This is a genomic window from Moorena sp. SIO4E2 (assembly GCF_010671945.1).
In the GTDB taxonomy this organism is placed as follows: Bacteria; Cyanobacteriota; Cyanobacteriia; order Cyanobacteriales; family Coleofasciculaceae; genus Moorena; species Moorena producens.
The window spans coordinates 1-13,219 of record NZ_JAAHIE010000172.1 but is presented as its reverse complement, the minus strand read 5'-3'; the positions used below and the strand labels follow the sequence as shown (position 1 = coordinate 13,219).

The following is a 13,219-nucleotide window of genomic DNA, read 5'->3' as shown; positions in this document are numbered from 1 at the left end:
ATGCTTACGCAGGGTGCCGTTCAATGGCAGCTATATTGAACTACTAGCCCCGTGGAACATTGTGACATCTCACAGCAACTTTTCAAAGCGTCATTCGACCTATAGTGTGTAATGTGTGTGTAATGTGTGAGTGATTGAGGAGTGAAGTGCTATGGGAGAGCTTCAGCAGAGGATTGGTATAACACCATTACAGTCGGAATCTGTCACACAAATCCTACGGGATGATACTGACTGCCTAACTGACTCGTTTTATCCTGGATTACGCCAAAGAGCCTGGGCCGAAATTGATCAAGTTGCTCTTCATCACAATTTACGGCAAATACAGCAGCTTTTGCGCCATCCTACCCAACTAATGGCAGTGGTGAAAGCGGATGCTTATGGCCATGGTGCTCTAACCGTTGCCCGCACAGCGATAGAGGCTGGTGCTGGGGGGTTATGTGTTGCTACTGTCTCAGAGGGCATTCAACTCAGGCAAGGGGGAATTAAGGCCACTATACTCTTGTTGGGAGCGACTAATACCCCAGAACAAGTCAAAGCGATCGCTCACTGGCAATTGGAACCAACTCTGTGTAATCCTCAACAAGCGTTAGTGTTTTCGGAAACCTTGAGTGGTCTAAACCAAAGCCTGCCAGTGCATCTGAAACTAGATACAGGAATGTCTCGCTTGGGAATGCCTTGGCAAGATGCCATCGAGTTTGTACGCTTAGTCCAACAATTACCTAACTTGGAAATAGCTAGTGTCTATTCCCATCTAGCCACTGCTGATAGTCCTGACCCCACAGTGATGAGACAGCAGCATCAAAGGTTTAAAAACGCGATCGCACAATTGCAGGCTGGTGGCATAACTCCACCCCGATTACACTTGGCAAATTCCGCTGCCACCTTAACCGACTCAGCATTGCACTACGATTGGGTGCGTGTCGGATTAGCCGTCTATGGTCTCTACCCAGCAGAGCATCTTCAAAAGGTTATTCACCTCAAGCCAGTGATGCAGGTAAAAGCGCGGATTACCCAAATTAAAACTATTCCCCCTGGCACTGGTATCAGCTATGGCCATCAATTTATTTCAAATCGACAGATGCGTCTAGCAGTAGTCGGTATTGGCTATGCTGACGGTGTTCCCCGAAATCTCTCCAATCGCATCAATGTCATCATCCGAGGGCAGCAAGTTCCTCAGATTGGCGCAATTACAATGGATCAGCTCATGCTCGATGTTAGTGATATTCCTAATATACAAGTTGGGGAAATTGTTACCTTAATTGGACAGGATGGGGAAGAGCAAATCTCAGCAGATGACTGGGCTATGGCTTTAGGCACCATTTCCTGGGAAATTATTTGTGGTTTTAAGCACCGACTACCCCGTGTAGTAGTCGGGTAAGCATTCAGCGGTCAGCGGTCAGCGGTCAGCGGTCAGCGGTCAGCCGTTAGCCGTCAGCCGTTAGCCGTCAGCGGTCAGCGGTCAGCGGTCAGCGGTCAGCGGTCAGCGGTCAGCGGTCAGCCGTTGGCCACGCTAAGGGAACAGCCGTCAGCTTATTTTATTCAAAAGCACCTCAAGTACCCTGGCCTACGGCCAATGGCTGATCGCTGTTCGGTGTAGCGTGCGCGTAGCGCGTAAGCTGATCGCTGATCGCTGATCGCTGATCGCTTACCAATTAACAATTTTAATGTTATTAAAATAAAATTTATCCATCTAATCCCTTTGCCATTAGGGAGTCAGAATGTGTTACCCTAAAAGGGTTTTGTAAACATCGCACATCCAGGGTTTCGGGTGTTTCTAAAGGGAAATCCACCTGGATGGAGGTTAAACCCGAATTAGGAGTTAAAAAATTATGCCTGTAGTTTCTTTAGCTGAAATGCTAGAGTCAGGGGTTCACTTTGGTCACCAGACTCGCCGATGGAACCCCAAGATGGATCCTTACATTTACACTGCTCGTAATGGTGTCCACATCATTGACTTGGTACAGACAGCTCAGCTGATGGAGGACGCTTATCACTATATCCGCACCTCATCAGAGCAGGGCAAAAGATTTCTGTTTGTGGGTACTAAGCGGCAAGCGGCTGGAATTATTGCCCAAGAGGCAAGCCGTTGTGGTGCCTACTATGTCAACCAGCGCTGGTTAGGCGGTATGCTCACCAACTGGGAAACAATTAAGACCAGGGTGGAGCGACTGAAAGATTTAGAGCGTCGGGAAACCAGTGGTGCCCTTGACTTACTGCCAAAAAAAGAAGGCTCCATGCTGCGTCGGGAACTAGGCAAGCTTCAGAAGTATCTAGGTGGCATCAAAATGATGCGTAAGGTACCCGACATTGTCATAATCATAGACCAAAAGCGGGAGTACAACGCTATTTTGGAATGTGAAAAGCTAAGTCTACCGATAGTATCACTATTAGATACAAACTGTGACCCTGATTTAGCCGATATTCCGATTCCAGCTAATGACGATGCGATCCGGTCGATTAAGCTAATCATAGGTAAACTGGCTGATGCCATTTACGAAGGCCGTCATGGTGAGCTAGACACCGCAGAGGAATACGAATACGAAGAATTTGAAGAGGCATTAGAGGAGTTCCCAGACGAGGAGGAAATTCAGGAAATTCAAGAGACTGAACAAAGTGAGGAAATTGAATCCGTAGATCAAGGAGATAACCAGGATACTGAGCAAGAATAGTTAGTTGTCTTCGAGCTTGAAGCCCTACGCTGAATTTACCCTTTGATAAAAATCAACTAGTTTTCAGCGTGGGCTGGGAAGCCCATACTCACTCTTATCGAGTAGTGTGGGAAGATATCACGGTGTAATCAGTTTCACTAACAGTAGGAACAAAAACAACATGGCGGAAATTACAGCAAAACTTGTCAAAGAGCTACGAGAAAAAACCGGCGCTGGCATGATGGATTGCAAAAAAGCTCTCGTAGAAAGCGACGGAGACATGACCAAAGCTATGGAATGGCTGCGGAAAAAAGGCATTACCTCAGCTGAGAAAAAATCCGGTCGTGTGGCAGCAGAAGGAATTATCGGCAGCTACATCCACACTGGTGGTCGAGTCGGTGTACTCGTAGAAATTAACTGCGAGACCGATTTTGTTGCCCGCCGCGACGAGTTCCAAGCCCTAGTCAAGAACGTCGCCATGCAAGTGGCAGCTTGCCCTAACGTTGAATACGTGAAGGTCGATGACATCCCTCAAGAGATTGTTCAAAAAGAAAAAGACATTGAAATGGGTAGGGATGACCTAGGCAAAAAGCCAGAAAATATCAAAGAGAAAATTGTTCAGGGTAGGATTGAAAAACGCCTTAAAGAACTCTCCTTGATGGATCAACCTTACATTCGTGATCAAAGCATCACAGTGGAAGAATTAGTCAAGCAATGTGTTGCCCAGTTGGGTGAAAACATCCAAGTGCGTCGCTTCACTCGCTACGTTTTGGGTGAAGGTATTGAAAAGGAAGAAAGCAACTTTGCTGAAGAAGTTGCTGCCCAGATGGGTTCTTAAACCGAAGCTTACCTTTGAGCTTCATCCTTGAGCTTGATCAACACGCTTCAGTGAATCTGGGAGTAAGCATTCAGCTATCAGCCGTCAGCCGTCAGCCGTCAGCCGTCAGTCGTCAGCCGTCAGCCGTCAGCTTATTTTATTCAAAAGCACATCAAGTAGCGATGCAGCGCGGTCTTGGGGAGGCAGTGCGGTCTTGGGGGTTCCCCCCATGAGCAACTGCCGTGGTTTCCCCCACTCGCGCTTTGCATCAAGACAGCGTGGCACAGGCTTCTAGCCTGTGACCCATAAGCTGATAGCTGATAGCTGATAGCTAATAGCTGATAGCTGATAGCTAATAGCTGATAGCTGAATGCTCACATCTGGGAGATAGGGAAGATCAGCTAGTTTAGCAGGAGCCTCACACCAAATCAAAGATTATGGTGTGAGAGGAATGCGCGGTTCCACCAGGGGGTTAAATGCCCCCGTATGGAACCAATCACAACGCTTTCACAGGCAAGTCGTCAGATGGCCCTGATCGCTCCAAGGGCAGACTTGACCTAACCAGGTGTTCAAGGCATTGTAAAGTTGGGAGTTTTTTTCACAGCATTTCTAGAGTATGAGTGGTATCAACTCCATGTGAGCATTATTGGTCTAACTGTGACAACCAGCTCAAGAAATCTTCCCAACTTTTTAACTCAAAAATAATATCTGTTAACCCTTCCAAATTTGACAAAGACAAACCTTGAACTACATTGTTTATTTCCTCGGTCTTTTCTGGGAATCGTTTTTTTAGCAGACGCATCACCAAAATCTGTGCCTCAGTAATGCGACCTTCAGCATTCACTTCCTGATAAAATCTGGTCTGTTTCCATTCAGTAAGTCCAAACATCGCTTCTAATTCCCTCCAAGGACGTTCAGGAAATTTATATACTAAGGCTTGTTCTATTAATTCTATCGCATTTCTTTGCTGTGCTACTGGTAGAGCCCTCGCACATCTTTCTAGTTGCTTTACTCTGTGTTGGACATTGGCTTGAGGTTCCACTACCAGCCGTACCAGTCCCAATCCGATTGAGTCTGAGGTGTCTGGAGTTTCATCAAGGTAAATTGAGCGCAGATATCCTGTTTGGACTTCGGCATCGTAACATCTGGGAATCCCTGTATCCAAGCTGCGCTTAGCCCAAAATACTACCGCTTGCCAGCCATGTCGCCAACGATTTTGTCCCAAGTAGACAAACACTTCTTGCATCAGGCGGTAGTACAAGTCTTCATCTTTCTGAAATTGGACTTCTACGAAATAAATAGGGTCGCCATCTCGTTTGGGGAGAAATACGCCGTCGGTGCGTTTGGCAAGTTCTTTGAGTTCGACGGCCTTAAAATTATAGTTTTGTGCCAGTTGAGAGTTTTCTTCCAGGAGTTCAAAGAAAGTACCAGGGAGGGTTTGGAACACTTTATAAAATAGGCGGTCAGTGCGCATTAGTCTGCATTGCGAGGAACTGGCATCTGAGCATCTGGGCTATCTGGCCAATATTATCATCGGAGGGTGTTATTTTTTGATATTATTTTTTTATAATCACAAAGGTGTACGCCCATATATAAAGTGCTCTTCTGATATTGACTCCGCCTCAGCAGTTGAACTATCAGTAAGTCTTGGGGAGTAATTTGGTGGGCAAAGGGAAAAGGGGGTATTTGATGAATCTATTGGTAAAGTTTCCCCTTGCCCACCCTACGAGTTCTGCGATCGCTTGACCTAACCAGGTGTTCAAGGCATTGTAAAGTTGGGAGTTTTTTTCACAGCATTTCTACAGTATGAGTGGGATCAAATCCATGTGAGCATTATTGGTCTACCTGTGACAACCAGCTCAACAAATCTTCCCAACTATTCAACTCAAAAATAATATCTGTTAACCCTTCCAAATTTGACAAAGACAAACCTTGAACTACATTGTTTATTTCCTCGGTCATTTCTGGGAATCGTTTTTTCAGCAGACGCATGACCAAAATCTGTGCCTCAGTGATGCGACCTTCTTGATGACCTTCTTGGTGACCTTCTTGGTGACCTTCTTGGTGACCTTCTTGGTGACCTTCAGCCTTAACTTCCCGATAAAATCTGGTCTGTTTCCATTCTGTGAGTCCAAACATCGCTTCTAATTCCCTCCAAGGACGTTCAGGAAATTTATATACTAAGGCTTGTTCTATTAATTCTATCGCATTTCTTTGCTGTGCTACTGGTAGAGCCCTCGCACATCTTTCTAGTTGTCGTACTCTGTGTTGGACATTGGCTTGAGGTTCCACTACCAGCCGTACCAGTCCCAATCCGATTGAGTCTGAGGTGTCTGGAGTTTCATCAAGGTAAAGTGAGTGCAGATATCCTGTTTGGACTTCGCCATCGTAACATCTGGGAATCCCTGTATCCAAGCTGCGCTTAGCCCAAAATACTACCGCTTGCCAGCCATGTCGCCAACGATTTTGTCCTAAGTAGACAAACACTTCTTGCATCAGGCGGTAGTACAAGTCTTCATCTTTCTGAAATTGGACTTCTACGAAATAAATGGGGTCACCGTCCCGTTTGGGGAGAAATACGCCGTCGGTGCGTTTGGCGAGTTCTTTGAGTTCGATGGCCTTAAATGTATAGTTTTGTGCCAGTTGAGTGTTGTCTCCCAGGAGTTCAAAGAGAGTGCCAGGGAGGGTTTGGAAGATTTTATAAAATAGGCTGTCAGTGCGCATTAGTTTGCATTGCGATGAACTGGCATCTGAGCATCTGGGCTATCTGGCCAATATTATCATCGGTTGGTGTTATTTTTTGATATTATTTTTTTATAATCACAAAAGTGTACGCCCATATCTCACGGGGTGACAAGTGAATTAAAAAGTAGGTAGGTTGTGGGGTGTAGGGTATAGGGTGTAGGGAAAAAAGAAGAGCAACACCTTGTTAGTAGAGAAAATTGAATTGGGTAATGGATGATTGAATCAGGGAGAGTGAGGCTTGATGAAACCCACATAGCAGTGATATGTACCTTCATTTTAACCACACCCCACACCCGGTCACCCTACACCCAGTCTCCTTTTTAACTTTGTTGTCACCTCTAGAGACTTTATGCTCATCTTTCCGCTAGAAAAGATGGGGGATGCCAACCATTAATTGTCCATCGAAACCGTGCTTCTACAACGAGGGGATTATTCATTTTAAGCGTAATGACTGTTACTCGTCCCACAGGGGTTAGTCCTTGAATTTTTGTGAAATCCACATTCCATGAGAAATGTTCATCCCAATTCTGAGTGCGGGGATTAAATAAGTGAACAGTTTGACTAGTTAAAGGGTCGAGGGCAACAGTTGTATCCGATTTAAATTGGTTGCAGGTATAGCAGGCGAGGCAAACATTTGAAAATATGCTCTTTCCCCCAATAGAGCTGTGGTAAAATGTGATCGTAAGTTAAAGGAATACCACTATTTGCTTCACTAGTTTGGCAATAGCAACAATAACGGCGATCTTGGCGATCGATCTCATTCTTCAAAGATATTGGAATATAGGCCATGAGGTTACACAATACTTTGAGGAACTGGGTAACCGCGCCATTTCAGGAGAGCCGCTGCATGAGCTTTGCGTAGCATAAAACGATCTGCTGAAATCTTAAGCTGCTCAAGTTCAATCTGTTCTGCATCTGTTAAAGAACGCTCTTGATTTTGAGCTAACAACCAGTAGTGACGCTCCATTTCTTCCGGTGTTTTTTTACTCTGGGCAATAGGCCACAAAGCTTGGTCTTCCAACCTATCTAAGGCAGCTAGATCTGCTTGAAATTCTTCAGGTACATCAGACCAATTGGGGGGACTACCAATTTGTAAAGCATGGAGCATGACAGCTTCAAGAGAGCGTTCAGTTGCTTGGGCAGTGTTGACCAAGCGCTGATAGAGGAAGTCAGGAATTTGCAGAGTAATGGTTGTTGAAATAGAATTCATGACGGCATCTCCTCAAAGCGCAGTCCGTTAAGAGTCTATTGTAGCTCAGGGGGTAGGGTGTTAGGCAGGGTGTAGGGTGTAGGATGTAGGGTGTAGGGAAAAAAGACCGAGCTTCGCGAAAGTTGGTAGGGATGCTTAAATCGGCTAATGTACGATTAAATCAGGTAAATGTTGGTTAATGAAGCCTTTTCTAGCTAATTTGTGTACATGCCTATTTTCACCACACCCCATACCCCACACCCCACACCCTACACCCTCCATCCTTGTGGGATAGCCAGGGGATTGTCTGGTGTGGTGGCTATGTTTCCTACTCCAAAAAGGCCAGAAATATGGCAATCATGTCATATAATGTAAATTTCCGATTATTATTTGAGGAAGGACTAGCAGACGTTGACCCAGAGTTATTAATCAGACTCCCATTCAATGAACTGATCTATATCAACAACTCTGGAAATGTGGAACGATTGATCAAGGAATTGGATGGGTCGAATCCAGAATTAGTCCCTCTCTTAGTTGATCAATGGGGAATAATTATCGATGGCAATAGTCGCCATGCCGCAGTTGAAGGATTAAATGCAGGTTCAGATGGCAACAAATTCCCAAGAGTCCCCGTAGAGATCAGGACTTTCTCCGACAACCTAGAACGACTAAGGCAACTCAAGTTACGAAATAGCTATAGCGTTTCTAGGATTTATGAGGTACGCTTCTCAACCTCAAAGTCCCCCTTGATAAGGGGGATTTAGGGGGATCTCTTTGTACCTCATGGCATAGAGAATTGCTATATCTTGTCTAGACCAAGATGCAGCAATACATAGAAGCTCAACTGATGCTGCAAATTGAGAAACAGGAAGTTGAGCGGAAAAAGAAAAGAAGAGAGGATACTGCGATCGCAAGACATGGCAGATCGATTGATCGAGTTGCAGCGACAGATGGTACTGGTAGAACTACCTTACTTATTGGCTTCAATGTCGTTGAGGCTATTCAAAAAGAGGAGAATGCTGATCTTGCCAAAAAGTGGTCAAAACTTCTGGAAGAAGGAACAAACAAGATGGCCTATGACATCTTATCAGTGCCTCCAGAAGATCGTGAGGCTGTTATAGATCAGCTTTATAACCCAGAAGGAAGGGCGATTGACCTTGGCCTTTAGGCCAAGCTACGCGAATGGTCACGCTACGCGAACGCAGGTTCAAGCCTTATCCCTCCCTCAGCTTGAAGCTTTGGGGGAAGCGTTGTTGGACTTTACGAAACCCGAGGATTTGGATGAATGGATGCGTTCACGTAGTGTTGCTGATAGCAAATCGAACTCGTAGGTAATGCTTTCGGTGTGATTGGCCTACGGCCACGCTACGCGATCAGCCCTACGGGCATAGCTCGGCTGACTGCACTACTTCTTAACCAAGATCAACTAAGTTAGCATACGCTTCTTTTTCATCCTGTTAGGCTAAGTGTTGATAGAAATAATATTAGCTAAAGCCCGCAGTGCATCATTAACTGATTTTTCATCTGGAAAAATTTCAGCCACATCGTCATCCAACTTAACAATGTTGCTAGTTTCCCTATATCTGTGAGCATATTTACCACGTATGCCTTTGCTAAAATCGTATTCATCTAGCCGATCCTGATCCTGTTGATTATTAATAGTAATTGTTATCCTCGTATGTCCTTTTCTCTGGTGATGTAGCCAAACGAGCACTCTTTAGCCTGATCGATTACTATTTACTTAAAGTCCGGTTTGCCGGATTATAATTATTTTAAATTATGGAAGTCATCAAGCTAGGAAAAAAAGGTCAACTCTCTCTTCCCAAAGCAATTCTCAATCGTCTAGGGTTGGAAGGTGAAACTATGCTACTGGTAGAAACTACTGCTGATGGTGGAATTCTACTGCGTCCTGCGGGAGTGTATCCGATTGAGATCTATACAGAGGAACGGATTGAGGAGTTTTTATCAGGCGATCGCTTAACTAACGAAGAAGCCGAACAGCTAATGGGTCAACTTAAAGATGCTGAGTAGGAAAGATACATGCGCGTGTTTCTGGATGCCAATGTAATCTTTGCAGCCGCTATTAGTCCTGATGGTCGCTGTAACGCTTTGTTTGAGTTAGCTTCTGCTGGGTATTGTGCTTTGCTAACATCGCCTCACGCCTTGGAAGAAACACGCCGTAACATTACAGCTAAGTATCCCGAAGCTTTGACACGATTGGAACGGGATTTAATCCCTAAACTAATTATTGTTGGAGAAGCACCGGTTTCACGAGTTAATTGGGCCATGGAGATGGGGCTACCTTTGAAAGATGCTCCTATTTTAGCGACAGCAGTAGAGAATAGGGCAGACCTTTTGGTAACGGGTGATAAGAAGCACTTTGGTTCGTTTTACGGTCAGATATTAGAGGGAGTAACGGTGGTAGATCCGGCAGAGGCGATCGCACTACTTCTCAACCAAGAAAAACTTTAGTGATTGCCCGACTACTTCTCAACCAAGATTAACGAGAGTGCGATCGCCTTTGGCGTGGCCTACGGCCAATCGCACAAGCGCGGAAGCTGAGGCCGTAGGCCACGCTTTGCGAACGCGTGACTCGCGTAGCGTGGCCTACGGCCAATCGCACTTGTGTACCAACAGTTTTTGGAGATGTCTATAGCGTTTCTCATAGCTATGAGGTACACATTATTTTTTCCCTCTTCCCTCTTCCGACTTCCCATATCCGCTGCTCCCGTCTTGATGCAGTCGCTCATGGGGGAAACCACGCCAGTTGCTCATGGTTTGTTCGCGAAGCGTCGGCTACGCCGAAGTTACCGTAAGACAGTTGAGCCTTAATCAATAAGTTTTACCCCTTTTCTGCATAGCCTAACAATCATAAAGGCTCAACTGTCTAAGGTTTCGTCTCCGGGGGGAACCCCCAAGACCGCACTGGCTCCCCAAGACCGCGCTGCATCGCTGCTCCGAAGTCCCTGCTCCCTAAAACCCAGAGATTTGTACCTCATGGGTATAAGACTTGCTATATTATAGTTGCGTGACATGGCAAATACCTTACTTTTTTATTCCAACAGAGTTGTACAAGGGGCTTCAATGAGTGCCTTTACCTCTCAACGAACTCGATTGTTTTCAGAAGTGGGGTTAATGTTCAATACAGTATTGATGGAAAATTCCCCTAGTACTTTCATAGAGTCGCTTTGGAATTGCTCAGATGCGCATTTGAGTTGCTGCAACTGATTAAAACTAAAGATGCTCAATCCACTCAGAGCCAGAATCAATCCAGTTACACAGCTAATTAATCGACAGCTATCATTTCGCCTTTTTTGCAGACTACGCCGCACAAACTCAGCTTCCACTTGGTTCAGCCAGTTATTCTCAGAATTCAGTACCTTTTTCAACAAATCCAGACGAGGGTTAGCATGCCAAAGAAACTTTGCCTGTTGCTGGCTTTTCCACTCCTGTGCTGCGGTCGTCAACCGCCGTTGTAGAAGTAAATTTTCCTCATCCTTTTGTTTCCACTCCAGCAGCTTTTGCCAACCCCGCACCAAAGCATCATGGGCTGGTTCGACATCAGGATTTCCCTCACTATCTTGTCCTTCTACTAATAACCGTGCTGTGCTAAAACGCTCAATTACTTCCTTAACTAAACTATTTTTATCGGGGGGATATTCCAATTCTGATAACGGTACCCGCCTACGGGCTAATTCACCCCCACCTAGTGCCACCATCCGCAGCATGACATGACGGATTACTTGGTCATAAGCGGGATTTTCTTGAACTAGCTTCTGATACTCTTTATCTGCCCTTTGAGTTAGCGATCGCATTACTCCCCCCAATTCCATATAATCGGCTTGAGTCAACGCCCGGTCAATAGTAATACCCCTGTATTGTGCCTCCCGTTGTCGCCTTAAGTATTTCAGATACAGTTCACTTAAGGCAAAAGACAGCAGGGGCAATGCTCCGGGCATATCCGCCACTTCATCAATTAATTTTTCTACTAAATCGTGGGGTTGAAAATACATTACCCGTGCTTGAGCCGGTTTTTCTATCGCTTCCCTTAGTTCCCCTCGTGTCATCGCCGGTACAATAAATCGTCCACTTTGCCAAAGATTTATCAGTACCGTGGTTCCCAATTGATTTATTACTTCCGGTGCCAACTTTAAGCCCACATCACAGATGTGGGGTTCAAAATCAGAACGTAGGCTTAATACTACCCGTAATTTATCCCCATGGGCATTTATGGCTGTGAGTATCTGTTGGAAAAACTCCTTACGCTCATCTAAGTTTCGACAGAGTGTAATAATTTCTTCGCTTTGGTCAATAAACAGTAATAACTTAGAGTTGGGGTTATTTTTCGCCCAAACATCAATGCTCATTGCCAGGTTCTGCTGTGGGTTTTGGGCTGCTACCTCTGGTAATTGGGTATTTTTCAAAGCATTATTTAACCCTTGTAAGGGCGTTTCACCAGGACGGATGGCTGGCAAAATACACCATTTCTCAGTATTATCTTGCCGTAGTTTGGGAATTAATCCGGCTTTTACCAAGCTAGATTTACCGGAACCAGAAGCACCCAACACCACTGTCAGGGGATGAGCTTTGACAAAATCTTCTAACTTTTCTACTAGTAATGTTCTACCGAAAAACAGTGAACTGTGTTTCTCGTCAAAGGAGTTTAAACCGCGATAGGGATTTTGTGATTGATCCAAAGGTGGTGCTGGTGGTAAATTAAGTTTATGTCCGGGAGAAAGAAAGATATATTCTCCCTTATCGTGCTTATTTAAACACCAAATACCAGGGGTTTGTCGCTGATGGTATTTTTTTGTGGGTATTTCGACTCGATTCCGTAAATGTAAATATAATTCTGTGGCTGTAATTACCCCATCTCCAGCCGGTTTACCATTTTTGGCAAGAGGATAGATATCTGCTGCCCCTTCTAGGGCTTCTAATAATGCACTAGCAAAAGGGGAATGATGGCCGACTTGACTGCGTTCGCTATCTAAATTAAAGTTATCTAAGGCTTTTTGATCAGAAGCTGAGGAAGTAATGATTTGCCAGGCTGGGTCAGTAATAAAACGGTCGTATCGTTCTTGGTGAATTACTTCTGGCGATGTGAGTAAATCCCTGGTACTCGACCAACGAAAAGCACCAGCAAAACAGCAGTCTAGGATACCCAAGAAATGACGACAGGGTAATTGACTTAAAGCGTCATGTAACTTGGTCATGGGCAGATAACTATTAGTATCCCCCAGTAAAGCATCTTGAGGAATTAAGTAACCAGCCGGGCCATCATCCCCATTGAGAGCAACTCCATGACCAGCAAAGTAAAATAATAAGCGGTCATTTTCAGTGACTTGTTCCGGTAAGGTTTTTTCTAAAAATTTCTTGAAGTTAGTGAGGCTGGCAAGTTCGTCTAAGCATTCCCAGACTTGATAGCCATGCTTTTTGTGGAGAATTTCAACTAGTTTTTTGGCATCGTTTACGGGGGTGTGCAGGGTGGAAATGCCGTTTGTGTAGTTATTGATGCCGACGATAAATGCGATATTTCGGGAGAACATATAGCAGTTGGCGATTTTATTAAGTGCCAAATTATGGGTTTTTATGGAATAGGAATACCCTCTTATTAAGGGCAGGGCTATTTCATTCTCGCCAAAAATAGATAGGGAGATGGGGACCCCTGACAAGGGTAGGTTTTTTACTTTGGAGATAGGTAATAGGTAATAGGTAATAGGTAATAGGTAATGGGTAATAGGTAATAGGTAATAGGTAATGGGGAATGGGTAATCGGTAATGGGGACCGGTCCCCTAACCCTGATAAGGGTAGGTTTTTTA

General features: G+C 44.9%; 18 protein-coding genes. 10 read left to right on the top strand and 8 right to left on the bottom strand.

The window, feature by feature from the left end; all coding sequences use genetic code 11:
• Positions 1–151 precede the first annotated feature (151 nt).
• The 4 genes from alr to F6K37_RS18325 all read left to right on the top strand — a co-directional run bounded on the left by alr (position 152) and on the right by F6K37_RS18325 (position 3,698).
• A complete protein-coding gene (gene alr, locus F6K37_RS18340) occupies positions 152–1,378 on the top strand; it encodes an alanine racemase (protein ID WP_287251500.1) in 1,227 nt (408 codons plus the stop codon).
• 451 nt (positions 1,379–1,829) lie between these two features.
• Positions 1,830–2,669 (top strand): 30S ribosomal protein S2, encoded by an 840-nt coding sequence (gene rpsB, locus F6K37_RS18335; protein ID WP_287251498.1) that lies wholly within the window; start codon positions 1,830–1,832, stop codon positions 2,667–2,669.
• A 160-nt stretch (positions 2,670–2,829) separates the two neighbouring features.
• Entirely contained in the window at positions 2,830–3,486 is a 657-nt protein-coding gene (tsf, locus tag F6K37_RS18330) for a translation elongation factor Ts (RefSeq protein WP_008189236.1), read from the top strand.
• Positions 3,487–3,500: 14 nt separating this feature from the next.
• On the top strand, positions 3,501–3,698 hold the full coding sequence (locus tag F6K37_RS18325; RefSeq protein ID WP_154659941.1) for a hypothetical protein: 198 nt from the start codon (positions 3,501–3,503) through the stop codon (positions 3,696–3,698).
• A 58-nt stretch (positions 3,699–3,756) separates the two neighbouring features.
• Here the strand turns inward: F6K37_RS18325 and F6K37_RS18320 are convergent, their stop codons facing one another.
• The 5 genes from F6K37_RS18320 to F6K37_RS18300 all read right to left on the bottom strand — a co-directional run bounded on the left by F6K37_RS18320 (position 3,757) and on the right by F6K37_RS18300 (position 7,420).
• Positions 3,757–3,897: a hypothetical protein gene (locus F6K37_RS18320; RefSeq protein WP_287251497.1), complete on the bottom strand. Its 141-nt coding sequence runs from the start codon at positions 3,895–3,897 to the stop codon at positions 3,757–3,759.
• A gap of 211 nt (positions 3,898–4,108) precedes the next feature.
• The gene (locus F6K37_RS18315; protein ID WP_287251495.1) at positions 4,109–4,939 is read right to left on the bottom strand and encodes an Rpn family recombination-promoting nuclease/putative transposase; all 831 of its coding nucleotides are present in this window, start codon (positions 4,937–4,939) and stop codon (positions 4,109–4,111) included.
• A gap of 359 nt (positions 4,940–5,298) precedes the next feature.
• Positions 5,299–6,189 carry an Rpn family recombination-promoting nuclease/putative transposase gene (locus F6K37_RS18310; RefSeq protein WP_287251494.1) on the bottom strand — a complete coding sequence of 297 codons (891 nt, stop codon included), beginning with the start codon at positions 6,187–6,189 and terminating at the stop codon, positions 5,299–5,301.
• 618 nt (positions 6,190–6,807) lie between these two features.
• The gene (locus tag F6K37_RS18305; protein ID WP_008189231.1) at positions 6,808–6,999 is read right to left on the bottom strand and encodes a hypothetical protein; all 192 of its coding nucleotides are present in this window, start codon (positions 6,997–6,999) and stop codon (positions 6,808–6,810) included.
• A 4-nt stretch (positions 7,000–7,003) separates the two neighbouring features.
• A complete protein-coding gene (locus tag F6K37_RS18300) occupies positions 7,004–7,420 on the bottom strand; it encodes a hypothetical protein (RefSeq protein ID WP_008189230.1) in 417 nt (138 codons plus the stop codon).
• A 263-nt stretch (positions 7,421–7,683) separates the two neighbouring features.
• On the opposite strand from F6K37_RS18300, the gene F6K37_RS18295 reads away from it, so the two are divergent.
• The 3 genes from F6K37_RS18295 to F6K37_RS18285 are packed head-to-tail and all read left to right on the top strand — an operon-like array spanning position 7,684 to position 8,730.
• Positions 7,684–8,163: a ParB N-terminal domain-containing protein gene (locus tag F6K37_RS18295; RefSeq protein ID WP_008189227.1), complete on the top strand. Its 480-nt coding sequence runs from the start codon at positions 7,684–7,686 to the stop codon at positions 8,161–8,163.
• Between the two features lie 56 nt (positions 8,164–8,219).
• Positions 8,220–8,567 (top strand): hypothetical protein, encoded by a 348-nt coding sequence (locus tag F6K37_RS18290; protein ID WP_008189225.1) that lies wholly within the window; start codon positions 8,220–8,222, stop codon positions 8,565–8,567.
• Positions 8,557–8,730 carry a DUF4351 domain-containing protein gene (locus tag F6K37_RS18285; protein ID WP_229414743.1) on the top strand — a complete coding sequence of 58 codons (174 nt, stop codon included), beginning with the start codon at positions 8,557–8,559 and terminating at the stop codon, positions 8,728–8,730. Before F6K37_RS18290 ends, F6K37_RS18285 begins: the two co-directional genes overlap by 11 nt.
• 131 nt (positions 8,731–8,861) lie before the next feature.
• Here the strand turns inward: F6K37_RS18285 and F6K37_RS18280 are convergent, their stop codons facing one another.
• Complete coding sequence (locus tag F6K37_RS18280; protein ID WP_008189223.1) at positions 8,862–9,113, bottom strand: hypothetical protein; 252 nt, start codon at positions 9,111–9,113, stop codon at positions 8,862–8,864.
• 65 nt (positions 9,114–9,178) lie between these two features.
• On the opposite strand from F6K37_RS18280, the gene F6K37_RS18275 reads away from it, so the two are divergent.
• Positions 9,179–9,430: an AbrB/MazE/SpoVT family DNA-binding domain-containing protein gene (locus F6K37_RS18275; protein ID WP_008189221.1), complete on the top strand. Its 252-nt coding sequence runs from the start codon at positions 9,179–9,181 to the stop codon at positions 9,428–9,430.
• Positions 9,431–9,439: 9 nt separating this feature from the next.
• Positions 9,440–9,871, top strand: coding sequence for a putative toxin-antitoxin system toxin component, PIN family (locus F6K37_RS18270; RefSeq protein WP_008189219.1), 432 nt, complete (start codon positions 9,440–9,442; stop codon positions 9,869–9,871).
• A gap of 28 nt (positions 9,872–9,899) precedes the next feature.
• Here the strand turns inward: F6K37_RS18270 and F6K37_RS18265 are convergent, their stop codons facing one another.
• Positions 9,900–10,022 carry a hypothetical protein gene (locus tag F6K37_RS18265; RefSeq protein WP_287251492.1) on the bottom strand — a complete coding sequence of 41 codons (123 nt, stop codon included), beginning with the start codon at positions 10,020–10,022 and terminating at the stop codon, positions 9,900–9,902.
• Between the two features lie 47 nt (positions 10,023–10,069).
• Here F6K37_RS18265 and F6K37_RS18260 point away from each other — a divergent pair, with 47 nt between their 5' ends.
• Positions 10,070–10,231 (top strand): hypothetical protein, encoded by a 162-nt coding sequence (locus tag F6K37_RS18260; RefSeq protein WP_154659940.1) that lies wholly within the window; start codon positions 10,070–10,072, stop codon positions 10,229–10,231.
• 269 nt (positions 10,232–10,500) lie between these two features.
• Here F6K37_RS18260 and F6K37_RS18255 read toward each other — a convergent pair whose 3' ends face one another.
• Complete coding sequence (locus F6K37_RS18255) at positions 10,501–12,945, bottom strand: nSTAND1 domain-containing NTPase (protein ID WP_287251502.1); 2,445 nt, start codon at positions 12,943–12,945, stop codon at positions 10,501–10,503.
• Positions 12,946–13,219 lie beyond the last annotated feature (274 nt).

Excerpts from the sequence above, each read along its gene's own strand:
- alr (WP_287251500.1), top strand. The coding sequence starts at position 152 with ATGGGAGAGCTTCAGCAGAGGATTGGTATAACACCATTACAGTCGGAA.
- rpsB (WP_287251498.1), top strand. The coding sequence starts at position 1,830 with ATGCCTGTAGTTTCTTTAGCTGAAATGCTAGAGTCAGGGGTTCACTTT.
- tsf (WP_008189236.1), top strand. The coding sequence starts at position 2,830 with ATGGCGGAAATTACAGCAAAACTTGTCAAAGAGCTACGAGAAAAAACC.
- F6K37_RS18315 (WP_287251495.1), bottom strand. The coding sequence starts at position 4,939 with ATGCGCACTGACCGCCTATTTTATAAAGTGTTCCAAACCCTCCCTGGT.
- F6K37_RS18310 (WP_287251494.1), bottom strand. The coding sequence starts at position 6,189 with ATGCGCACTGACAGCCTATTTTATAAAATCTTCCAAACCCTCCCTGGC.
- F6K37_RS18305 (WP_008189231.1), bottom strand. The coding sequence starts at position 6,999 with ATGGCCTATATTCCAATATCTTTGAAGAATGAGATCGATCGCCAAGAT.
- F6K37_RS18300 (WP_008189230.1), bottom strand. The coding sequence starts at position 7,420 with ATGAATTCTATTTCAACAACCATTACTCTGCAAATTCCTGACTTCCTC.
- F6K37_RS18290 (WP_008189225.1), top strand. The coding sequence starts at position 8,220 with ATGCAGCAATACATAGAAGCTCAACTGATGCTGCAAATTGAGAAACAG.
- F6K37_RS18275 (WP_008189221.1), top strand. The coding sequence starts at position 9,179 with ATGGAAGTCATCAAGCTAGGAAAAAAAGGTCAACTCTCTCTTCCCAAA.
- F6K37_RS18270 (WP_008189219.1), top strand. The coding sequence starts at position 9,440 with ATGCGCGTGTTTCTGGATGCCAATGTAATCTTTGCAGCCGCTATTAGT.
- F6K37_RS18260 (WP_154659940.1), top strand. The coding sequence starts at position 10,070 with ATGAGGTACACATTATTTTTTCCCTCTTCCCTCTTCCGACTTCCCATA.
- F6K37_RS18255 (WP_287251502.1), bottom strand. The coding sequence starts at position 12,945 with ATGTTCTCCCGAAATATCGCATTTATCGTCGGCATCAATAACTACACA.